This window comes from Acidocella sp. KAb 2-4 (assembly GCF_020567705.1).
In the GTDB taxonomy this organism is placed as follows: domain Bacteria; phylum Pseudomonadota; class Alphaproteobacteria; order Acetobacterales; family Acetobacteraceae; genus Acidocella.
Window position 1 is genome coordinate 1 of the sequence record NZ_JAJDJU010000002.1, and the last position, 22131, is coordinate 22131.

21 protein-coding genes are annotated in these 22131 nt (G+C 62.5%); 13 read left to right on the forward strand and 8 right to left on the reverse strand.

The features are described 5' to 3' along the window. Positions 1-596, forward strand: a 596-nt coding sequence (locus tag LI953_RS01610; RefSeq protein ID WP_227074228.1) for a metallophosphoesterase, incomplete at its 5' end; no start/stop codon positions are given. 189 nt (positions 597-785) lie between these two features. Beyond that, positions 786-1751, forward strand: coding sequence for a hypothetical protein (locus tag LI953_RS01615; protein ID WP_227074229.1), 966 nt, complete (start codon positions 786-788; stop codon positions 1749-1751). Here LI953_RS01615 and LI953_RS01620 read toward each other — a convergent pair. After that, positions 1705-2337: a bifunctional 2-polyprenyl-6-hydroxyphenol methylase/3-demethylubiquinol 3-O-methyltransferase UbiG gene (locus LI953_RS01620; protein ID WP_227074230.1), complete on the reverse strand. Its 633-nt coding sequence runs from the start codon at positions 2335-2337 to the stop codon at positions 1705-1707. The genes LI953_RS01615 and LI953_RS01620 overlap by 47 nt on opposite strands. 4 nt (positions 2338-2341) lie before the next feature. Beyond that, positions 2342-3496: a glycosyltransferase family 4 protein gene (locus tag LI953_RS01625; protein ID WP_227074231.1), complete on the reverse strand. Its 1155-nt coding sequence runs from the start codon at positions 3494-3496 to the stop codon at positions 2342-2344. Between the two features lie 96 nt (positions 3497-3592). Between LI953_RS01625 and LI953_RS01630 the strand changes: the two genes are divergently transcribed. The 4 genes from LI953_RS01630 (at position 3593) to rfaD (ending at position 6990) form a co-directional block, all read left to right on the forward strand. Next, positions 3593-4507, forward strand: coding sequence for a sulfotransferase (locus LI953_RS01630; protein ID WP_227074232.1), 915 nt, complete (start codon positions 3593-3595; stop codon positions 4505-4507). Between the two features lie 52 nt (positions 4508-4559). Then, positions 4560-5615 (forward strand): glycosyltransferase family 9 protein, encoded by a 1056-nt coding sequence (locus LI953_RS15560; RefSeq protein WP_227074233.1) that lies wholly within the window; start codon positions 4560-4562, stop codon positions 5613-5615. A 224-nt stretch (positions 5616-5839) separates the two neighbouring features. After that, positions 5840-6013 (forward strand): hypothetical protein, encoded by a 174-nt coding sequence (locus LI953_RS01640; RefSeq protein WP_227074234.1) that lies wholly within the window; start codon positions 5840-5842, stop codon positions 6011-6013. Next, the gene (rfaD, locus tag LI953_RS01645; protein ID WP_227074235.1) at positions 6010-6990 is read left to right on the forward strand and encodes an ADP-glyceromanno-heptose 6-epimerase; all 981 of its coding nucleotides are present in this window, start codon (positions 6010-6012) and stop codon (positions 6988-6990) included. The genes LI953_RS01640 and rfaD overlap by 4 nt, the downstream gene beginning before the upstream one ends. A gap of 54 nt (positions 6991-7044) precedes the next feature. On the opposite strand, the gene LI953_RS01650 is transcribed toward rfaD, so the two are convergent. Then, positions 7045-7386 carry a hypothetical protein gene (locus tag LI953_RS01650; RefSeq protein WP_227074236.1) on the reverse strand — a complete coding sequence of 114 codons (342 nt, stop codon included), beginning with the start codon at positions 7384-7386 and terminating at the stop codon, positions 7045-7047. A 516-nt stretch (positions 7387-7902) separates the two neighbouring features. On the opposite strand from LI953_RS01650, the gene LI953_RS01655 reads away from it, so the two are divergent. Genes LI953_RS01655 through LI953_RS01685 form a run of 7 tightly spaced genes read left to right on the forward strand, consistent with a single transcriptional unit; the run spans position 7903 to position 15503 of the window. Beyond that, positions 7903-9720, forward strand: a complete 1818-nt coding sequence (locus LI953_RS01655) for a long-chain-acyl-CoA synthetase (protein ID WP_227074237.1) — start codon at positions 7903-7905, stop codon at positions 9718-9720. A 3-nt stretch (positions 9721-9723) separates the two neighbouring features. Continuing rightward, positions 9724-10902 (forward strand): acyl-CoA dehydrogenase family protein, encoded by a 1179-nt coding sequence (locus LI953_RS01660; protein WP_227074238.1) that lies wholly within the window; start codon positions 9724-9726, stop codon positions 10900-10902. A gap of 15 nt (positions 10903-10917) precedes the next feature. Then, positions 10918-11874 carry a bifunctional MaoC family dehydratase N-terminal/OB-fold nucleic acid binding domain-containing protein gene (locus LI953_RS01665; RefSeq protein ID WP_227074239.1) on the forward strand — a complete coding sequence of 319 codons (957 nt, stop codon included), beginning with the start codon at positions 10918-10920 and terminating at the stop codon, positions 11872-11874. A gap of 3 nt (positions 11875-11877) precedes the next feature. Then, positions 11878-13038, forward strand: coding sequence for an acyl-CoA dehydrogenase family protein (locus tag LI953_RS01670; RefSeq protein ID WP_227074240.1), 1161 nt, complete (start codon positions 11878-11880; stop codon positions 13036-13038). Continuing rightward, complete coding sequence (locus LI953_RS01675; protein WP_227074241.1) at positions 13028-13444, forward strand: MaoC/PaaZ C-terminal domain-containing protein; 417 nt, start codon at positions 13028-13030, stop codon at positions 13442-13444. The genes LI953_RS01670 and LI953_RS01675 overlap by 11 nt, the downstream gene beginning before the upstream one ends. After that, positions 13441-14610 (forward strand): lipid-transfer protein, encoded by a 1170-nt coding sequence (locus tag LI953_RS01680; RefSeq protein ID WP_227074242.1) that lies wholly within the window; start codon positions 13441-13443, stop codon positions 14608-14610. Before LI953_RS01675 ends, LI953_RS01680 begins: the two co-directional genes overlap by 4 nt. A gap of 26 nt (positions 14611-14636) precedes the next feature. Then, positions 14637-15503 (forward strand): AraC family transcriptional regulator, encoded by an 867-nt coding sequence (locus LI953_RS01685; RefSeq protein ID WP_227074243.1) that lies wholly within the window; start codon positions 14637-14639, stop codon positions 15501-15503. 76 nt (positions 15504-15579) lie between these two features. Here the strand turns inward: LI953_RS01685 and cydC are convergent, their stop codons facing one another. From cydC to LI953_RS01710, 5 genes are all read right to left on the reverse strand, one after another. Then, positions 15580-17226, reverse strand: coding sequence for a thiol reductant ABC exporter subunit CydC (gene cydC, locus LI953_RS01690; RefSeq protein ID WP_227074244.1), 1647 nt, complete (start codon positions 17224-17226; stop codon positions 15580-15582). Further along, complete coding sequence (cydD, locus tag LI953_RS01695; protein ID WP_227074245.1) at positions 17220-18905, reverse strand: thiol reductant ABC exporter subunit CydD; 1686 nt, start codon at positions 18903-18905, stop codon at positions 17220-17222. The genes cydC and cydD overlap by 7 nt, the downstream gene beginning before the upstream one ends. Positions 18906-18911: 6 nt before the next feature. Beyond that, complete coding sequence (locus tag LI953_RS01700) at positions 18912-19955, reverse strand: cytochrome d ubiquinol oxidase subunit II (protein ID WP_227074246.1); 1044 nt, start codon at positions 19953-19955, stop codon at positions 18912-18914. A gap of 12 nt (positions 19956-19967) precedes the next feature. Further along, positions 19968-21410: a cytochrome ubiquinol oxidase subunit I gene (locus LI953_RS01705; RefSeq protein WP_227074247.1), complete on the reverse strand. Its 1443-nt coding sequence runs from the start codon at positions 21408-21410 to the stop codon at positions 19968-19970. A 61-nt stretch (positions 21411-21471) separates the two neighbouring features. Next, complete coding sequence (locus LI953_RS01710) at positions 21472-22059, reverse strand: GbsR/MarR family transcriptional regulator (protein WP_227074248.1); 588 nt, start codon at positions 22057-22059, stop codon at positions 21472-21474. Between the last annotated feature and the right edge of the window lie 72 nt (positions 22060-22131).

Sequence of the window (22131 nt, forward strand, 5' to 3'; positions counted from 1 at the left end):
ATGAGTCATTGCGTGTTAAGCTGAGGCCAGTTTGGTGTCTCGTGCGGGAATGGAAGTATATCCTCGGCAATCACGACACCGACAAACGTATGTTTTACGAATATCTGGTCGGCGATTATCCGGAAGGGAATTTGCACGGTCATGTTGCAATGGTCGACGGCAGGTTGATTTCGGGCCTTGGCGGGGTCTTCAAGGCAAAAATCTGGGTGTCCCGGCGTGAAGGTGAAGCGAACGTGGCCAGATATGATTCGGCGGCAGATATGATCCGCCGAGCCGCCCGCGCCGATCGGTGGCAGGCCATGGGCGATGAAATTCCAGGGCTGCTGCTGTCACATCGAGACACGATCTTTCCCGCGGATGTTGCTTGGCTCAAAAACGCGACATGCGATACCCTTGTAACTCATGAAGCGCCCGCCAGTCCCCCATATGGATTTGAGGAGCTCGATGCTTTGGCGCGGGATATGCGTGCGCGACTGTTTGTCCAGGGCCACCAGCACGTCGATTATACTGGCCGGTCGAAATATGGAACGGTTGTGCGAGGTGTGGCGGATTCGACGGTATGGCTGCTCGACGATGGTATCTTGGATGGTGCGTAGCCCGACAATTTGGCTGAAAATGAAGGGGGCATCGTGAACCAAGCGCTTCTCGCTAAATGGCCCTGATTTCATGATCTCTTGCCCATGCGCATAGTTTTTTATGGTGAGGCGACCGCGTCTCTTGCGTTGTATCTGGACGGTCTGGCGCCGGACCTTGCGGCCCAGTGCACACTCATGCCGCCGCGACGGATGGCAGCGGATTTCCCGCTCCTGGCCCGGGCCGGAATGGTCGTCTTTGTGCGCGGCTTCGAACAGGTCTGGCGCAGCGGATTGCTTGCCGCGCTGGACCGCGCCAGGGTGCCCTGCGCATGGTTTACCGACGATGACTTGACCGCGCTGCGCCATGAGCAACCGGGCTTTGGCTTCTACAGTTCCCGCCGCGTTCAGGCATTTGCGGAGAGGATGACGGCGCTGATCGGCACGACGCCAGGTATGTGCGCCCGGTTGGCGGCGTTTCATGCGAATGTGCTGCATTGGCCGTGCACACTGAATGAAGCCGCGCTTGACGGCATATCCCCCAGCGGCCAAGAGCGGCCCACAGTTGTGGCGTTTACCGGCGGCGCTTGCCGGGTTCAGGGGTTGCGGGACTATGTTGTACCGGCGCTCAACGTCATTCAGCGCCATGAATTATGGGTCGCCAACGGGCCGGCCGCCGCCATTCCGGGGACGCACGCCATCCCCTTTCAGCCTGTTTTTGCGCGCTTTCTGTCGGCTTGGCGCGACGTCGGCCCCCATATCCTGGTTCATCCCCCCGGAAAGACCCGAAACCTCGCTTACAAGAGCCCTGGAATTCTTCTTTGCGCTTTGTATCTCGGTGCAGCGCCGGTCGTTGCCTCGGAGCCGGCCTTTAAAGGCATTGGGGCTGATCAGGGATTGACGCGGGCGGATAGCGTCGCGGCATGGCGCGCCGCGTTCACCGCCCTGGCGGCGGCACCAGCACGGGAGCGGGCTCTTGCCCGCCTGCTGGTCCATGCCCGCAAGGCTTGGCCACCGGACGGTCCGCGGGCAACCATTAGCGCGCTGCTGGCCCTCGCAGCCCCCGGCGGCGATGCCGCCAAGGCGCGATATGATGCAGCCCTGGCCATGCGCTGGGCGCCTCTGGCGGGTTTTATGTGGCGCGAACGGGTGCGGCGCTTCGCCAGCCATAACCAATGAGCCGGGGCGGGCGCATTTCAATGCGGATCGTTACCTCCCGGCAGTCCGCGAGCAACACCTCCCGCATGGCTTGGGGGCTGAACCGGTAATAATCGCCTGGGTAGTCGTGGCGGACGAGCGTTGGCGTGGCGCTCTCCCAGCCTGGAGATAGGCGTTGCAAAAGCCGGCCCATGCCAGGAAGCCGAGCGGCGCCGAGGGCCCAGCGGCGCAAGGGGGAAGCGAGCGCGTCGGTATAGCCTGGCACGCCGATCACAATCAGCGCCCCCGGCCGCGCGACGCGCCCTATGCCCGCTAATGTGCGCCAGAACTGCGGGTCGTGCTCAAGCACCGAATTGCAGAGAACCGCGTCAAACCCGGCATCGGCGAAGGCCACCAGCCCGTCCGCCGCCACTTGGACAAAGCTGTGTCCGCTGGTCTCCGTTTCGCACGTAAGGTTGACACCCACCCGCAGTCCCGCGCCGCGCAGGGCGGGGAGGTTGAGCAGCGTATCCGGTGTGCTGGTCGCACCGACCTCCAGCACGCGCGCTCCGTCCGGCAAGTGCCGCCGGCAAATTTCCTCGAACACATTGAAGATGGCGGGATGCATGCGCTTAACCAGACACGGGTTGCAAATTGGCGTAGAGCGCTTCGATCCGGTCCACATTGCAGGAAAAATCATGCCGCGTGGCCAAGCGCCGGGCGGCTTGGCCCATCTCCGCCCGGCGCGCGGGGGCGCGCAGTTCGGGCAGCATTGCCGCCAGCGCGCGGCCATCGGGCCGATCGAGCACAAACCCCTCGCGGCCGGAGACCATGCCATCAGCCGCGCCGTTGCGCCGGGTCGTGACCACCGGCAGGCCCGAGGCCAGCGCTTCCAGCGTGGCTAGGCTGCAGGCATCATGCGCCGTGAGATGCACGAACACGTCAGCGGCTGAGAACAGCGCGGACATGTCATTGCGCTGGCCAAGAAAGCGTATGCGCTCAGCGACGCCGAGGCGGTGCGCGAGCGCGGCGAAGGCAGGGATGTCGCCTGCGCCGGCGACCAGCAAGATCGTCTCCCCGCTGTCTCGCGCCTCATGGGCAAGCGCGTGGAGCACATGATGCACGCCTTTGAGATGAAAATTGCCCGCCGCGGCGAGCAGCACCAGCGCCGTTGGCGGCAGGTTCAGGCTTTTACGCATGGCCTCACGCAGCCTCGGGGTGTGGCCGGGGTGGAAGCTGGCCGTGTCGATGCCGTTGGGAATAAGTACGATCCGCGCCTTCGGCACACCATAGCGGCTGCGAAACTGCGCGGCACTCTCTTGGGATACCGCAACGATTTGGCGCGAGCGCTCGAGTTGCAGGCGTTCGAGCCGCCGCAATGCTGACCGCCAGCGCCATTGCCGGGGCGAGACTGCACGGCGGAACCGCTGCGCTATATCCTGTGCCGCGTTGTCGCGCTCCAAATTCAACAGGCGGCACCCCGTCTGCGGCTGCAAAATATCCGCGCCAAGCCCCGCGCCGGTGTCGTGGATGATCCATCCCGGCAGGGTTTGCCGCGCTTCGGCGAATAGGCTTGCCTGCTCCAGCAGCCGCGGCGAACGCGGGATTAGCTGAATGCTCACCCCTGGCGGGCGACTCTCCGCCTCCGTGGTGATGATGCGCACATTATGCCCCCGGGCGGTGAGCTCCACAGCCAAGTCGTGAGACCATGACTCCAGCCCGCCCAGCTTGGGTACAAACCGTTCGACCATCAATGCGATCCGCGAGCCGTTGCCTTCATTGACCATTGAAGCCGCCTGTGTGTAGGAGTTTGAGGAAGAGTATCGCCCAGGGGGCAGTGACAAACAATGTGGCGCCCAGATTCGGGCGTTGGGGGGCGCTTCATGGGGCTCGACCTGGCCATTTCGTCTACCCTTGCCGCCCTGCCGCCACCGGTCATCGTGTTCAACAAGTCGCATTCGGGCAGCCGCTTGCTGGCGGCATTGCTGCGCGGCCAGGGCATATTCATGGGCAGCGTGCTGAACGAATCGCTTGACGCTTTGCCGTTCCTGCCTCTCGTTGAACACCTCGTACTGAACTATTACCCCGATTTTCAGCCGTTATGGCGACGGGCGACCTTGCCCGAGCCTGTGCAAACCCTGCTCGCGGCAGCTCTTGACGCGCATCTCGCCACGCATCCCCCCGGCGCCCCGTGGGGATGGAAGCTGTGTGAAACAGGCTATATTCTGCCGCTGCTGGCGGCGCTGTTTCCAAAGGCGCGTTATCTGCATCTGATTCGTGATGGCCGCGACGTGGCGTTTTGCGATCATGTCGCCCCCGAGCAGCCGTTTTGGCGGAAAATCTACTTTGGCGCCGATACCATGCAAAGCTGGCGCGGCATGAGCCTGACCCAGGCCGCCTATGAGCGGCGATCTTATTTATACAATGCCCGGCACTGGCAGGAGAGCGTCCGGGTGGGGCGTGCGTTTGGGGCAATGCTGGGGTCGGCTTATCGGGAGGTGCGGTATGAGGCGCTCTGCGCCGATTTGCCCGCTGAGGGACGCAAGCTGATGGAGTGGCTCGGTCTGCCAACCGATGAGGCAGCCTTGGCGGCGCTCGCGGCGCGCGTCGATCCCTCGTCGATTGGCAAACATCGCCGGTACAAACGTTCCTGGCAGCGGGCTGTGCAGGGCGTGGTCGAACCCACCTTGCTCGCCTGCGGCTATGATTGCGCGCCGTTGCCGCCGGGTCCTGGTGACAGGCTTGCCGCTTTGGCGCAGCGTTTTCGGCGGCGGTTGGCGCGCCAGGTCCATGGTTAAGCGGCGGCTCCCGGAAGCCTGGCGCGCCCCGTTGCGGCGGTGGCGGGACCATGTGCTCCGCAGCCTCGACCGGATGGCCACCGCCTATGCTCGCCCCAGCGGGCGGCAGGGCGTGGCTATTTTCATGCCGCATGGCCTCGGCGATCTGATCCTTTTCACCGCCGCTTATCAGCATCTGCGCGCCCATTATGCGGGACAGCCGGTCACGCTCATCTGTTCGCCTGCCAACATCGCTTATGCGCGGGCTTTTCTTGAGCCGGAACACGCCATCACACTGAACCGCCTGCGCTTCCGGCGCGACCCGCTCTACCGGTGTGGCGTGGTTCGCGCGCTCCACCGGGCTGGTGTTGCCATCGTTGTGCAGCCGGCGCGAAATCGCGAGCATATGGTCGAGGACGCGCTCGTTCGCGCCAGCGGCGCGCCGGTACGGATCGGGGCCGCCGGATCAGCGGATTTCATAACCGCCGCCGACCGGGAGGCAGGCGATCCGTGGTACACGAGCTTATATGCCGACCCGTGCACCATCACCCATGACGCCGAGCATTACGCCGCGTTTACGGCATGGACCACAGGTCGCCGCCCCACACGGTTGATCGCGCCGCTTCCCCGCCCGCCGAGGCCGGCCAGTGTGCCACAACGTCCCTATCTGGTTGTGGCCGGAGAGGCGTCGTCGCCCGTGAAGGCGTGGCTGCCAGAAAATTTTGCGCTGGCAGCGCAGCGGATCGCCGGTCTTGAGGGGATGCGGATCGTGCAGGCGGGAAGCCGCGAGAGGTATTCCATCCGGGAGTTCGCCGCCATTCTCGCCCATGCCCGGCTGGTGCTGTGCAACGACAGCGGCCCCGTCCATCTCGCGGCCGTGCTGGGTGTTCCTGCCGTGGCGGTGGGCAATGGGGGGATGCCCGGGCGTTACTTGCCTTACCCTGCGCCGCTGCTCGACGTGACAACGCCAGTACCCGCATTTGCGGATACCGTGTGCCCGGCTTTCGGCTGCGGCTGGCGCTGCCAATTCTTGCCAGAATCCGGCGGCCCGGTGCCCTGCGTGGCCGACGTAACGGTGGACGCCATGGTTAACGCCGCGCTTTCGGTTCTGCGGCAGGCTGATGGATAACTCTGGGTGGTGATGATGCCTTGGTCCTTATTGGCCTGCCTGCTGCGGCCCGTTTGTCAGCCTGCCCGGCCAACCCCCTCAAGCGCAGCGCGGGACGAGGTGATCATCCGTCGCCTGCGCGTGCGCGGCGCGGATATTTTTGATGGGTTCAGGCTGGGTGAGTCGGCGCGACGGCGGCTTATCATCGAGGATAGCAGGCTGCCTGACACGCCGGAGACCGGCCCATGACCAATCCAGCAACCGTACTGCGCTCGGATCCGGCGCGCGATCCACTTGATTTCGTTCGGCTGAGCGAGGCGATCGACGGTCTACGCGGCACACCGATCAGCGACGAAGCGGCGGCAGCGGCCGTCACCGTGGCCGACCTCATCGGTCTGCACGAAAACCTGCCGCCATGATTCTTATCACCGGCGGGGCCGGTTTCATCGGCTCCAACCTACAAGCGGCGCTGTTTGCGCGCGGATGCGAAACAATCGTGGTCGACCGGCTGCGCAACGAGGAAAAACGGTACAACCTCGCCAAGCATCCGCCCGCCTTGATGCTGACCCCGGAGGCGCTGGAAGATTTTCTCGGCACAGCGCCGCCGGTTGACCTAATCTTTCATTTGGCCGGCGGGGCCCCCACGCTGGATCCGGATGCCGATGCCCTTCTCGCGGCCCATTTGGAGCAGTCAAAATGGCTGTGGCAATGGTGCGCACGGCATGATCGCCGCTTTATCTACGTATCCACCGCCGCCACATATGGCGATGGCCGCGCTGGTTTTTCTGATGGCATCGCAGTTGCGGATCTTGAGCATTTGCGCCCTCTGAGTCCGTATGGCCAAGCCAAGCATGCATTTGATCTATACGTTGCCGGACAGGTCGCCGCCGGTACTCGGCTCCCACGCCAATGGGTGGGGCTAAAGCTGTTCAATGTTTATGGCCCCAACGAGTACCACAAGGCGCAATCAACATCTTTGGTGAAGGTCATTTATGATCAAATCCAAGTGGGACAGGTGCCACGCCTTTACCGCTCGAACCATCCCGAGATTGCCGACGGTACATATCAGCGCGATTTCATCTTTGTCGATGATGTGGTTGCCGTGATGCTGTGGTTCCTGCAAAGACCTTCGCTTAGCGGATTGTTTAACCTGGGCACTGGCGCGGCGCGTAGCTATCAGAGCCTCGCCCTTGCCGTATGCCGTGCCTTGGGGGCGGAGCCGCGGATTGATTTCGTCGATATACCGAAGGAGCTGCGCGGCAAGTATGTTGCGTTTTCTCAGGCTGAAATTCGGCGATTGCGGAGCGCGGGCTACACGGCGCCATTTGTGTCCCTTGAAGACGGGGTGGCGCAGTACATCAATACGTTTCTGGGCCAGGCTGACCCGTACCGGTGAGAAATGCGTAAAAACGGCCGGTAAGCAAAGCGGTTGTAAAGGAAGTATGTCTGTTTAACCGAGATTGGCAGTTGACCGGCACATGCTCGCTAGAAAAATTTCATCTGCCTGGAAAATCAATTTGAGCTGCTGTTTGTCAAAGAGCCTCATCGGCACAGCCGGCCAAACAACCGAATCCATATCGCAATGAAATGGGGCGTGTGTGGATGCCCCCGTTTTGCAAGAAGATTTTTTGATCATTTTTGCGGTCGGCACTTGTATCGGTCGTGTGCCAAGTCTGTTTTGTGGCGGTGTATATGTCTTGGCCGGTCCTTTGGCAATGCTCACGCCAAACTCGGCGAAGTGCCCGCGCAGCGCGGCCTCGGCAGTCGCTGCCGCGTCGGCGGCAGCAGCCACACCTCAGGGCTACAGGATTGCGCCACCCGCCCCAGCCTTGTGCGCGATAATAGAACCGTCCCCACCGATCGGTAGCGCAGATCTGGAAACGTCTTTTGGCAAGGTCAATCGCCAAAACATGAACATCCGGCATATTCCCCTCTTCCAGGGCGCCACCATGGCGCCAGACAGACAGCATATAATGCCGCCTAGGTGGGGGCATCGACCCCATCAGTTCAGGGCGGCAGCACACTATCTCCAAATTTAGCCGGATTGATGTTTATGGCCATCTTTGCCGAAATGGCCAAAAGCTTGGTCTTTACTCCCACAATGACCTTGTTCGCTATCTGAGAGATCTGCATTTGTCTTCTCTGGAAGAGGGGGCAGAAGTCAGATGGCTAACGAGCCTTTGCAATTTGTCGTGTCGTCGGAGATTCCTGATACGCGGCACATGATTGCCGGAGACGACAATGTCGGGTTCAGCGCGACCATATTGCCGTTCCTTTTGACCCATGCCGATTGAGAAGGAGTGGCACGATGACGGAACCTAGTTCGCGCCCCTCACGTGAGGAGACCTTTGCTCGGTATATGAAGGGAGCTTCGCGGGTGGCTGGCTTCACCCGCGACATGCCTTTGCTGGTACCCGACCGGTTGGAGGAGCGCGCCGCTGATAATGCCAGCACCCCCTTCATCCTGTTTGAGGAGCAGAGCATCACGTTTGCTGAGGCGAACCGCCGCGCCAACCGGGTAGCCCATGCGGCTTACGCTCTCGGCCTGAGGCGAGGTGATGTGGTGGCTCTGCTGATGAGCAACCGGCCTGAATTTGTTCTGACGTGGCTTGGTCTGGCAAAGGCGGGCATCGTCACCGCCTTGATCAACACCAGCGCGACCGGCAGCGTGTTGGGCCACGCCTTGTCGGAAGTGAAGGCGCGCGCCATGATCGTGGGCGGCGAATTGCTAGAGCTGCTCGATACGCTCGATGGTCCAGTAGGGATACCCGTCTTGGTGGACGCCGAGGCTGGACAGATTTTTTCGGTGGATTCCGAACGGAAGGACTTGGCGCCCCTTTTGGCCGCCGCATCTGACGAGAATCCCCCGAAATCATGGCGCGAGGGGTTGGTTGCCGCGGATACGCTTTATCTGATCTTCACGTCGGGAACCACCGGGCTGCCCAAAGCTGCAAAGATGAGCCATCTGCGCTTCCTTAACAGTGGCGAGATGATGGGCGGGCTGTTGTCTTTTGGCAAAGACAGTGTTTTTTACTGTGTTTTGCCATTATATCATGGTGCTGGCGGCATGGTTGTGCCCTCGGCCTGTCTGGCTTTTGGTATCCCCTTTGTGCTGCGCCGCCGGTTCAGCCGTTCAGGATTCTGGAGCGATGTGCGCCGGCACAACATCACGGCGATGTATTATATCGGTGAGATCATTCGCTATCTTCTGGCCACGGAACCGAGTGCCGGCGAGCGGGATCATAGTCTTCGCAAGATGGCGGGCGCAGGCTTGAAGTCTGACGTCTGGCGCGCCTTCACCGAACGATTTGGTATCGAACTGGTGATTGAAGGTCTTGGCGCGACCGAGGCGAATTATGGCCTGACCAATATAGACAATGTGGTTGGCGCCGTGGGCCGCATCACTCATCCCGAATACACCAATATACGTGTGCAGCGCTGGGATTTCGAAACCGACCAGCCGATGCGCGATGCCGCGGGGCGCCCACTGCTTGCGGGTCCGGATGAGGTGGGGGAGCTGATCGCGGAAGTTTTGCCGGGCAATGGCGTGGCGGGCTTTTTTGAAGGCTATACTTCGCAAGAGGCGACCGAGGCCAAGCTGGCGCGTGACTTGTTCCATCCTGGCGATACCTGGGTGCGCTCGGGTGATCTCGTGCGGGTGGATGCCGATGGCTATGTCTGGTTCGTGGACAGGGTGGGAGACACCTTTCGCTGGAAAAGCGAGAATGTTTCCACCCAGGAAGTCGAGGCCGTTCTTGTCGCGTTTCCCGGACTGGACATGGTCAATGTCTACGGTGTGCGGGTGCCCGGAACCGAAGGCCGGGCGGGGATGGCGGCGCTTAAATTCCATGAAGGAAACGTCTTTGATCCAGCCGTATTCTACGCTTTCGCCCGTGAGCGGCTGGCGTCTTACGCGGTCCCTGTGTTCGTTCGGCTTTGCCGGGCCATGGACATGACCACCACGTACAAGCTGCGAAAACTTCCTTTTCAGCGACAGGGATACGACCCTGCGTTGATAGGTGAGCCGGTTTTTATCGCCGATCCGCAGCTTGGAACCTATGTGCCCGTTACCCCTGAAACCCTTGAGAGGCTGGGGATTCCGCCATTTCAGAAAGAGGACGTCTGAGCGATGCATGTCGATTACAGCGCGGATCAGCGGCGCATACGCGCTGAATTCCGCGCCTATCTCAACGAATTGGTGACGGATGAAGTCCGCGCTGAGACCACTGGCGCGGAAGGCGGTCCGTGCTACCGCGAGGTTATCCGGCAGATGGGCCGGGATGGCTGGCTAACGCCGGGCTGGCCCGTGGAATATGGCGGACGGGGGATGGATCCGCAGGCGCAGAAGATCCTGCTGGAGGAGTTGGTCCTGGCCGATGCGCCCTATCCCTTCGTCACGGTGAACACTGTCGGCCCCGCCCTGATGCGGCTGGGAACGGACGAACAGAAGCGCCGTATTCTGCCGCGTATCGCCGCGGGCGATCTGATCTTCGCCATTGGGTATACCGAACCCGGCGCGGGTACAGACCTGGCCGCGCTTAAGACGCGCGCCGTGCGCGAGGGCGATCACTATCGGGTCAACGGACAGAAGATCTTCACCAGCGGCGCGGAAGGGGCGGATTATGTGTTTCTTGCGGCACGCACCGATCCCGATGCCCCGGCGCATAAGGGGATATCCATTCTGATGCTCGATACGCGCGATCCTGGCTTCTCGGTCTCGCCGATTATCACCGTGGGCGGCATCCGCACCAATGTGACCTATTACCAAGACGTCATGGTGCCCGCCAGTATGCTCATCGGGCAGGAAAATGCCGGCTGGCGACTGATTTCGGAGCAGCTGAACCATGAACGCATCGGGCTGGCCGCGCTGATTTATGCGGCGCATGGCATGTTCGACAAAGTGGCTAGCTGGGCGCGGGAAACCGCCGTTGGCGGCACCGGCGCGCGCGTGATGGATCTGCCCTGGGTTCAGAGCACGCTTGCTGAGGCCTATGCCCTGTTGCTGGCCAGCGAAATCATGGGCAACCGCGTGGGCTGGGAAGTGGCTCAAGGCATAACCCGGCCAGATTTAGCCGGCGCGGTCAAGGTTTTCGGCACTGAGGGCATGATCAAGATCATGCGCCTGTTGCTTGACGTGCTCGGCGCCGCCGGGCTGGTGCGCGCCGGGTCACCGGGGGCAATCCTCAAGGGCCGGATCGAACGTGAATACCGGCTTTGCCAGATCAATACATTTGGCGGCGGGACCGCCGAGGTGCTGCGCGACATGGTGGCGCAGTTCGGCCTCGGCCTGCCTCGCGCCGCACGCTGACCAAAGGAAGCCTGCATGAACGAAGCATCCGATCTTTATACTCAGGCCCTCGCCTGGCTTGGCAAGGAAGCCACGCGTCCCGTCGAGGCCCGTGATCCGGTCAATGTGCCGATGATCCGCCGCTGGTGTGAGGCCATAGGCGAGGAAAACCCGATCTATGTCGATGCCGAGGCGGCAGCGGCGCAGGGTTTTCCAGCACCTGTCTGCCCGCCTGCCATGCTGGAAGTGTGGACGATGGCGCGCTTTCGCCATACCGGGCGGGCGGTGGAGGATTCTATTCCCGTCCTCACCTTGTTCGACGAGGCCGGCTACACTGGCGTAGTCGCCACCAATATCGAACAAGAATACGACCGCTACCTCCTCGAAGGTGACCGCGTCTCTTACACCGCCATCGTCGATGAAGTATCGCCGGAAAAACGGACGGGCCTGGGAATCGGCCACTTCGTCACGATACGGTATGAATTTGCCGACCAGAACGGAGCTCCGGTGGGCCGGATGCTGTTCCGCGTGCTGAAGTTTAAGCCCAAACTCGCCCAACCCGCCACTGCGCCCGCGGCTCTGGACGCGCCGAAGCACCCGCGGCCGGCGATCACACATGATAACGCCCATTACTGGGAGGGTATCTCCCGGCGTGAATTGCTGATTCAGAAATGTTCCTCGTGTGGGCATTTGCGCCATCCGCCTGGGCCGGGCTGCCCCAAATGCCGGTCTCTTGACTGGGTGGCGGTCAAGGCTTCGGGGCGGGGCACGCTTTACAGCTTTGTCACAGTGCATCAGCCGCGCATTCCCGGCCTGCAATATCCCCTGCCAGTATTGCTGGTCGAATTGGAGGAAGGCGTGAGATTAATCGCCAACGGGCTGGATCTGCCCCCCGAGGATATCGCCATAGGCATGCCCTTGCGGCTTGACTGGGTGGAGGTCGAACCAGGCTATGTTCTGCCCGCCTTCCGGCCAGATGCCGGGGAGGGCTGAGCCATGGAATTCGGACTTGATCGCGATCAGGAGGCGTTGGTCGAACTGGCCCGCGCGATCTTCGCGGACCATAGCGGCGATGATCAGCTGCGTGCCTTCGCCGCTTCTGATAAAGCGTATGACGCCCATCTGTGGCGCCTGTTGGCTGAGGCTGGGCTTGTCGGGGTCGGCATCGAAGAGGCTCTCGGTGGAACCGGTTTTGGCATGATGGAAATCGCTTTGCTCCTGGAGCGCGCCGGCGCGGCGCTGGCCCCGGTGCCCCTGCGCGAAACGCTGATCTGCGCGCGGACGCTAGCCGTGGCGGGCGAACCCCATGCCCAGCTGGTGGCCGAAGCGGCGGCGGGCCAGGCGATCCTGAGCAGCGCCTGCGACGAGACTGGCAATGCCTGGCGGCATCCGGCCATGCTGGCGCGGCGCGACGATGACACCGGTGGCTGGCGGCTGGAGGGCGTGAAGGAGGCGGTCGCCTGGGGCATGGAGGCGCGCGCGATCCTGCTATCGGCACGGTTCGACGGGACCGACGGGGCGGGACTATTCCTGGTTCCGGCTGCATCCGCGGGGCTTGTCCGCGCAGCCCAGCTTGGTACAGATGCCACGCCGCTGGCCCAGCTCACGCTGGCTGATATACGGCTACCCGCCGATGCCCTGCTTGAGGGAGAAGACGGGCCGGGAGAGTTGCTGCGCTGGCACGTTGGCCAGATGCGCGTTGCTCTTGCCGCCAGCCAGCTCGGCATCGCAAGCGAGGCCTTGCGCCGCACCGCCGCCTATACCAGCGAACGGGTGCAGTTTGGCCGCCCGGTCGGCACGATGCAGGCTGTGCAGCAACGGGCGGCTGATGCCTACATCGATGTGGAGGCGATGCGCTCAACCGTCTGGCGCGCGGCTTGGCTGATCGACCAGGGCGTCTGCGACGACGCGGAAATCGCCGTGGCCAAATACTGGGCGGCGATCGGCGGGCATCGCGTTACTCATACCGCCCAGCACCAGCATGGCGGCATGGGCGCCGATGTAACCTATCCCATTCACCGGTTTTTTCTGGCCGCAAAGGCGGTGGAGATCGCGCTTGGCGGTACGCAACCAATGCTAGCCGAACTGGGCGGCGCCATTGCCACGGGAAATGCCCGTAAGCTTTCGGCTATCGGAGGAGGTCTTGATGCGCTTTGAAGACATCGTAGAGGGGGCGGAACTGCCCGAATTCGTGTTTCCCGTCACCGCTTCGGCGATTGCCGTTGGTGCAATCGCAACGAATGATTACGAGACGGTCCACCATGATAAGGCAGCGGCGGAAGCGTCCGGTGTGCCGAACATCTTTATGAATATCCTGACCACTAATGGTCTGGTGCAGCGCTTTGTCGGTGAATGGGGTGGTCCGGGCGCCAGGATCCGAAAGATCAAGATCAAGCTGGGCGCGCCAAACTTTGTGGGCGACACCATGCGGATCAACGGCAAAGTCAGCCGTGTCAATATGGACGCGGGTGAGGTTGATGTCAGCGTATCGGGCCGCAATGCCCTCGGTGAGCATGTCGGTGCGACGGTTACTCTCTATTTTCCAGAAAGGAATGCCGCATGAACGGGCTCTCTGGCAAGGCTGCTATCGCCGGTATTGGCGCGACTGAGTTTTCCAAGAATAGCGGGCGTTCCGAACTGCGTCTTGCGGTTGAGGCGGCGCTTGCGGCATTGGAAGATGCAGGTATCGATCCAGCCGAGGTTGACGGAATGTCGACCTATACCATGGATAACAATCCCGAAATTGAGCTCTTCCGCAATATCGGCGGGCGGGATCTAAAATTTTTCAGCCGCATTCATTATGGTGGCGGCGCCGCGTGCGCGCCGATCATGCATGCAGCCATGGCCGTCGCTACCGGCGTGGCACAAGTTGTTGTATGTTACCGGGCAATGAATGAGCGCTCGCAGTATCGTTTCGGTGCGGCGTTCACGCCCAATGCCCTGCCTACGGCTGAAATCGCCCATTACGGCAACTATGTGCCATTTGGTCTAGCCTCCCCGGCCAGTTGGATTGCCATGTCAGCCCAACGCTATATGTATGAACACGGCGCGACATCAGAGGATTTCGGCCGTATTGCCGTTAGCTTTCGTGATTTTGCGGCCACCAACCCTAAGGCGTGGTTCTATGAGCAACCGATCACGCTGGAAGATCATCAAGCGTCACGTTGGATCGTGGAGCCGCTGCATCTATTCGATTGCTGCCAAGAATCGGATGGCGCGGTGGCGGTTGTTGTCACAACTGCCGAACGTGCGCGCAAGCTTAAACAAGCGCCCGTCGTTATCCGGGCGGCGGCGCAAGGGGCGTGCGATGACCAGCAGATGATGACAAGCTATTATCGGCCGGATCTAACGTCGCTGTCGGAAATGAATCTCGTTGCGCGTCAGCTCTATGGCATGGCCGGGATAGGGCCGGATGACGTGCAGGCAGCTATCCTGTATGACCATTTTTCGCCATTCGTTCTTCCCCAAATTGAGGCGTTTGGCTTCGCTAAGAAAGGACAGGCCAAGGATTTTGTCCGCGAAGGGAATATCGCCCGCGGCGGCCGGCTACCCGTGAATACCAATGGTGGGCAGCTTGGCGAAGCTTACATTCACGGATTGAATGGTGTGGCGGAAGGCGTAAGACTTGTGCGTGGTCAGAGCGTCAATCAGCCGGGTGAGTGTCGTAACGTGATTATCACTGCCGGCACCGGCGTGCCGACTTCGGGACTGATACTTTCGTATGACTGATTGGGGAGTGAGGTGCTAAAAAATTCATGACAGACACGGTGACGCTAGGGGCGTGCAAAACTCAAATACTCGCCAGCATGACCACGCCTTGCATGATTGCACAGACGTTGGATATGGAGGTTCGACCCGAGAACGAGCTGCTTCTTAATGAGACGATGCATACCATAGCTCTGCAAAGGCAGGTGAAGCAGAATTTCGCGGCTGGACGATTCGAGAATGATTCTGGCCCATACCGTTATGCCGATATTGGAAGGCTTATGTTCGTTCCAGCAAAGACACCATTGCGGATAAAGTTTGAGGGAGAGCAGGTCAGTATCGCGCGGTGTATGTTTCCAGTCTCAACCTTTGCCGATCTGTTCGCTCATGAGAAAGGATTGATCAAAAGCAAAACAATGAGCATTTTAAATATTCGCAGTTCTTCAATTAGAGGTTTGGTTATCAGAATTGCAAGTGAAATTGAAAATCAACTCGATGATGCTGAAGAAATTGTCACATATTTAGGTCATATTCTAGTCATAGAGTTGAAGCGTTATTTTGACTCTCGCTACGCGGCTGATGGAGTCTCGCGAGGCGGGCTGAGCAGGGCAGCTTGGCGGAAAGCGATACAAAGGATCGAAGCGGATGCCCTGCCGCCCACCTTAGACGAATTGGCGCAATTGACAGGTTTGAGCAAGCGGCACTTAACCCGAGCGTTTCGCCAAAGTACAGGGCAAACTGTGCAAGAGAAAATCAATGAGGCGCGTTTCAATAGAGCAATCAATGAGTTGAGCAATAATTCAATTACAATCGATCAATTGGCACTCAAATCGGGCTTCTGTTCGGCATCGACGTTTTCAAATGCTTTCAAAAAATGGACGGGAAAAACGCCGGGCCGATACCGCAATAGTCATTAGGCTTTGTGTCGCATCAGTTTTTGAAGCAGAACAGAAATAAACATTTGGTTAGGGGAGTGCCGTCGGCGGCATCGCCTTATAGCGGACTGCGCAGTTCCAGCACGTCATCCGCCAGTCGTAGCGCCGCCGGGCGGTGGGTGATGAGGATGCATGTCCGCCCCCGACGCAGCCGTTCCAGCGCCGCGAGCACTCTCTGCTCGGTTGCGTGATCCAGCCCTTCGGTCGGCTCATCCAGGAGCAGTATCGGGCCGCTTTGCAAAAAGGCGCCGGCCAAGGCCAGCCTGCGGCGCTGCCCTCCTGAGAGCGCCGCGCCCTGCTCGCCCACAAGCTGTTCAAGCCCCGCCGGCATGGCGCGCACCTCATCAGCCAAGGCGGCCGCCTCCAGTGCCCGCCACAGCGCGGCCTCATCCGCGGCCGGGTTGGCCAAAAGCAGATTCTCCCGGATCGTCGTGTTGAACAGATACGGCGACTGGGCGACCACCGTGAACAGCCGCCGTCGGCTGGCAAATGATAGCGCCGCGAGCGGCACTCCTCCGACGGCGACCTCCCCCGCGCGTAACGGCCAGAACCCCTCAAGCGCGTTGAGGATGCTGGTTTTCCCGGCCCCGGATGGGCCGGTGATGGCCAGGCAGGTGCCGTGCGGCACCGTGAAGCTGAGGCCGGCGACGGCGGGCGGCTGTCCGGGCGCATAGCCCAGGGTCAGTCCACGCGCCACGAGGCTGGTGTCACATGGCAGGGCGGCGGGGCGGGCAGGCTCAGGCACCGGCGGTTCGGCGTCCGCGAGTTCGAATATCCGCGCGGCCGCGGCGCTGACCTCGGTGCGGGCCTTGAACGATGCTGGCAGTCCGGCGACAGCCTCAAAACTGCCCAGCACCAGCAGCGTGGCCAAGGCCAAGCCGGGGCCGGCCAGCGCCCTCTGCGCGACGGGCGCCGCCAGCGCGAACAGCACCGCCACCAGCATGGTGCCCAGAACCAGCATGGCAGCCGCGTTGCCGGCGGCATTCCACCAGGCCAGCCGCCGCTCCAGCACTTGCGCGGCTAGAGCGTTGGCCTCGGCCCGCGCCGCCAGCCGTTCCAGCGCGCCATCCACCAGCCATTCCGCGTAGCCGCGGGTCAGATCGGTGAGATCGGCGGCGTAGGCACCGCGCCGTTCGGGCAAAGCATTGCCGAAATGGCGATTGAGCCAGATCAGGCAAGCCGGCACGCCGAACCCTGCCAGGATCAGGCCAAGGCAGAGAATCCCTCCGGCGGCAGGAGCGATGCGGCCAGCCACCAGCGCCAGTAGCGGAATAACCGCCACCGCAACGCCCACCGGCAGCACAACGCGAAGATAAAAGCCCTCCAGGCTGTCGACATCCGCGCGCAGCCTGTTCAGCAGGTCGCCGCCGCGATAGCGCTGCAAGCCCGCCGGGGCCAATGGCTCCAGCCGTTGATAGAGCCATACGCGGAGGCGGGCGAGCAGGCGCAGCGTGGTGTCATGCGTTTGCACACGCTCGCCGTAGCGGCCCAATGTGCGCAGAATGGCCAGCCCGCGAATGGCGGCGGCGGGCGCGAAATACTCGATCCGCGGCCCGCCATGCCCGCTCAACGCCATGGCGGCGATGAACCAACCCGAGAGCGCCAGCAGCGCCACGTTGGACAGTGTGACACCGGCGCTCAGCGCCACGCCAGCCAGCGCCCGGCGCCATTCGGGCAACAGCAAAACGAGCAACCGGGTCAGCACAGCCGCCCCTCCGACAACTGGAGCACCCGGTCGAACCCGGCCACGGCCTCCGGCCGGTGGGCCACGACCAGCACCGCATGCTCGCGGGCCAGCTCGGTGCTCAAGGCGTTGATATGCCGGATCAGCGCACCATCGAGGCTCGCCTCCGGCTCGTCGAAAACATACAGTTCGGCGGGTTTGAGCAGGGCGCGGGCCAGGGCGAGGCGGCGGATCTGCCCGCCGGAGAGACCTGCCCCATGCTCGCCCAGCCGCGTGGAAAGCCCATGCGGCAGCTTGGCCAGAACCTCCTCCGCCCCAGCGCGGCGCAAGGCGGCGTAAAGCTCTTCGTCGCTCGCCGTGGGGCGGCTGAGGCGCAAAATCTCGGCCACGCTGCCAGCGCAGAGGGTCGGCGCCTGCGGCAGCCAGGCCACACGCGAGAACCAGGCGGCTTGGGCAGCATCGCGCAAATTGACGCCATCCACCAAGATCCGCCCGGCATTGGGCGTCTCCAGCCCCAGCAGCAGGCGGACCATGGTGGACTTGCCGCTGCCCGTCGCGCCCAGCAACGCGACGCGCTCACCCCGGCGCAGGGTGATGGAAAGATGGTCGAGCACCGGCCGCGCGGGTTGGTAGGCGAAGCTGACATCCTCAAGGCGGATCTCTCGTACTGAGCCATTCAGCGCCACAGCGGCGGTCGGGGATTCCGGCTCCGGCGTGTCGAGCAGGGCGGTGATCTCCTCCGCCACGGCCAGGGCCTCCATGCGCGCATGGTGCTGCGCGCCCATGGCTCGCAGCGGACGATAAAATTCCGGCGCCAGCAGCAGCACGAAGAATCCGGGCAAAAACGCTATCCCGCCGTAATAAAGCCGGAAGCCGACATACACCGCGACCATGGCGACGCTGAGCGTGGCGAAGAACTCCAATACGAGCGCCGAGAGAAAGGCGACACGCAGCACCGCCATCACGCTGCGGCGGTAATCCTCCGAGACCTCGGCCACGACCCGCGCCTGCATCGCGCTGGCATTCAGGCGCTTGAGCGTGGTCAGCCCCGCGATCACGTCGAACAAATGCGCGCCGAGCAGACTGAGCTGGTGCCAGGAGCGTTTATTCAGGGCTTCGGCCCCCTTGCCGACCACGATCATGAATAACGGCAGCAGCGGCGCGCTGAGCAGCATGATCACGCCCGCGACCCAATCAGCCGGAAACACCATCGCCAGCAGGGCGAATGGCAGAAATGCCGCCATCGCCGCCTGTGGCAGATAGGCGGCGTAGAACGGATCGAGCTTGGCGATGCCCTCGGTGAGGAGCGTGGCGACGCCGCCGCTGGGGCGCGCGGCTATCTCGCGCGGGTGAAGCCGGGTGAGCTTACGCAGCAATTCTGCGCGTAACCCGGCACGGACGGTCAACGCGGCGTCCTGGGCCAGCCCCTCGGCCATCGCGCCGAGCGCCGCGCGCGCGGCGAACACGGCCAGCAATGCCCAGAGCAAGGGGGTCTCGGCGCCCAGAGGCCGGTGATGGGTCAATACGCCATCCACCACCCTCGCCAGCAGCCAGGCTTGCGGCCCAAGCAGCAACCCGGCCAGCGCCGCGCCGCCAACCGCGCCGGCGAGTTCCTGCCGGGCGCCACCCGCCCGTCTGCGCAGCCAACGGCCCAGGCGGCGGCTCTCGGCGGCATCCAGCGGCGCGGCGTGGGCGGCCATCGCGGCTCAGTGATACGCGGCCAGGGCCGAGATGCGGGCGCGGAACACCCAGATCTGGTAGGCGTTGTACATGATCATGATGGGAATGAAGCCGCCCATGGCCAGAGTGAAGGTGAACAGGGACACCGCCGGGCTCGCCCCGGCATAGATCGTCCACGTGCCCGGCACCAGCCAGGGATACATGGTGGCCAGCATCGCCCCCGCCATCAGCGCCACACCCGCATTGAACCACAATATCGCCGCCAGATCGCGTTCCACCCGCATGGCCGCGCGCATGCGCACCACCACGAACAGCACAGCCAGCGGGATCATGGCCCATAGCGGCGTATACGGCCCGAACCAGCGTGCCTGCGCCCACGGAAACAGCAGCGCGCTGGCCAAGAGCGTGACGCCTACCGCCGCCAGGGCGAGATAGAACACCGCGTTGGTCCAGGCGGCCGCTTGCCGGCGGATCGGCTCGCCCTTCTCGAAGCGCGCCCGCACGAATAGCAGCCCGGCAAGCAAGACCGCGACCACCGCCGCCACGCCGGTCCACAGGCTGAACGGCGAGATGAAGCGCAGCGCCCCGCCAATATAGGTCGGCACTTGGCCCGGCGCGTTGGTGAGCGGGTAGCCCTGCAACACCGCCCCCACCGCCATGCCGCCGAAGAAGGTCGTGGTCAGGCTGCCGAAGCCGAAGGCGAAATCGGTGAAGCGCAGCCAGCGCTGATGCGCGAGATGGCGGAACTCGAGCGCCACCGCGCGCGTGATCATGCCCCACAGCGCGAGCGCCAAGGGCAGCATGAGATAGCTGAACGTCGCTCCGTAAACGAAGGGAAACGTGCCGAACAGCACGCCACCGGCCACGATCAGCCAGGTCTCGTTGGCGTCCCAGGTGCCGGCCATGGCCGACATGATCGCCCCGCGCTCAGCCTCGTCGCGCACGAAGAGCGAGAATATGCCGGCGCCCAGATCGGCGCCATCCAGCACCACGTAGAGCAACACGCAGAGATCGAGCGCCAGCCACCAGGCAAAGGTGACGATGGTCTCGATTTGGGTGAGATTGTCCATGTCCGGTCTCCCTCAGATCGGGCGGATGTAGGAGGGCGTCGCGATCGGCCCGTGTGGAGCCGGCTCGAGATGACCGAGCGGCTGCTGCCCCTCGGCGACCACGGGAGTTGTGACGTCCGGCCCCCGGCGGACGATTTTGGCCAGGAAATACCAGACGCTACCCCACACGGTGAGCTCAAACGCCATGTAGCCAACCAGCCAAAAGGCTGCTGCGGCGACACTCATATGGCTCACGCCTTGCTCGGTGCGCATCAGACCATAAACCACCCAGGGTTGGCGGCAGACCTCACGCACCCACCAGCCGCACCACACCGAAACATAGGGCAGCACGCCGCCCGCCAGCACCGCGCGCAGGAACCAGCGCTGCGCCGTGACGTTTTGCGCGCCCAAGCGTCCGCGCAGCAGCAGGAACAGCCCCCAAAAGGCCAGCGGCACCAGGGCGAACCCGGCGGCCACCATCACGCGGAAGGCGTAAAAGGGAACCACCACCGACGGGCGAGCCTGGGCTGGAATATCGTCAAGTCCAGTCACCTTGCCGTTCCATGTGTGGGTCTCGATCAGGCTGAGCGCGTGCGGAATGCTGATCGACCAGGCAAAATCATCACCTTTGGCATTCGGCCAGCCGATCACCTGCCAGGAGGTGTCGACCGAGCCATCGGCGTTGTAGGTGTGATAATGACCCTCCATCGCCGCCAGAGCGGCGGGCTGGTCATCGGCCACCACGCGGCCTAGGCCGTCGCCCAGATAAACCTGCAGCGGCGCCACCACCGCAAGCGCCGCGACGGTGTAAACGAGGCTCCGCCGGAACAGCGCGACATGCCGCTTATTCAAAAGGAACCAGGCGGAAATGGCGGCGACAAAGCACAATGCCAGTTCCAGCGCGGCCAGCAGCATATGCGGAAAGCCCAGCCATACATCCGGGTTGAGCAGCGCCGCCGCCCAATCGGTGACCTGGAAGATGCCGTTTTTGAACAGCACGCCGGCGGGCGTCTGCATCCAGGAATTGGCGTCCATGATCCACATGGCCGAGAGGCTGGAGGACAGCGCCACGTTGAAGGTGGCGAACAGATGCATGCGCCGGCTGATCTTGCCCCAGCCGAAGATCATCAACCCGATAAAGCCGGCCTCATACATGAAGGCGGTGATGGTCTCGTACCCCAGAACCTGGCCGAAAAACGGCCCCGCCGCCTGCGAGAACGGACCATAAAGAATGCCGAACGCCATCTCCATGGTGATGCCCGTGGCAACGCCAGCAGCGAAATTCACGACGAAGAGCTTCTCGAAAAAGCGCGTGAGCCGGTACCATGCCTCATCTTGGCTGTTCAGCCAGCGCCATTCGGTGAAAAACAGCAGCATCGCCAGCCCGATGGTGAGCGGCGGGTAGAGGATGTGCATGGAGGTGATCCAGGCAAAGTCGAGCCGCGACAAAAGCACGGCCAGCGGGCTGTCTTGCATATCTAGTCCCCAGTGATATGAACGGCCGGTTCTCCGGCCTTTATACGATCCGGCGAGCGGATCAGATCTGTGCGGCGCTGTCCTCAGGCGGGGACGTCTCGCGGCGTTTTTGCCCGATGAAGGGCAAACGGTGCTTGAGTTCCAGCAGGCCCACCACCCGGCTGCCCAGCTTCAGCAGCGACACCAATTCCGCCGTGTCGAGTTTTTGCACCTCATCGGCCCAGCCCGTGAGCAATTCGATGAGATCGTGCATCTGGCGCAGCTTATCCTGGGCCCGGCGCTCATCCTCGTTGCTGGGCTGCGCGACGATGAGATCGCGCAGCACGCTCAAAGTCGGGTCGATCTCGCGGCGGCGGCGCTGTTCGGCCAGGGTGCGCACGATCTGCCAGATATCGTCGGGGGTGGAGAAATGCTCGCGGCGGTCGCCAGGCAAATGCTGCAACTTCACCAGCTGCCAGGATTGCAGCTCCTTGAGCCCCATGGAGACATTCGAGCGGGAGAAATTAAGCGTTTCCGCGATCTCGTCAGCCGGCAGCGGGCGGCCGCTAATATAAAGCAGCGCGTAGATCTGCCCAACCGTCCGGTTGATTCCCCACCGGCTGCCCATCTCGCCGAAGTGCAGCACAAAGGCTTCAGCTAAAGGTGACATCCCTAATTCCGTTCTTTCAGAAATTTCTGAAAGTTCAGATATGCCAAGCGCTGACCCTCGGCAATATCGGAG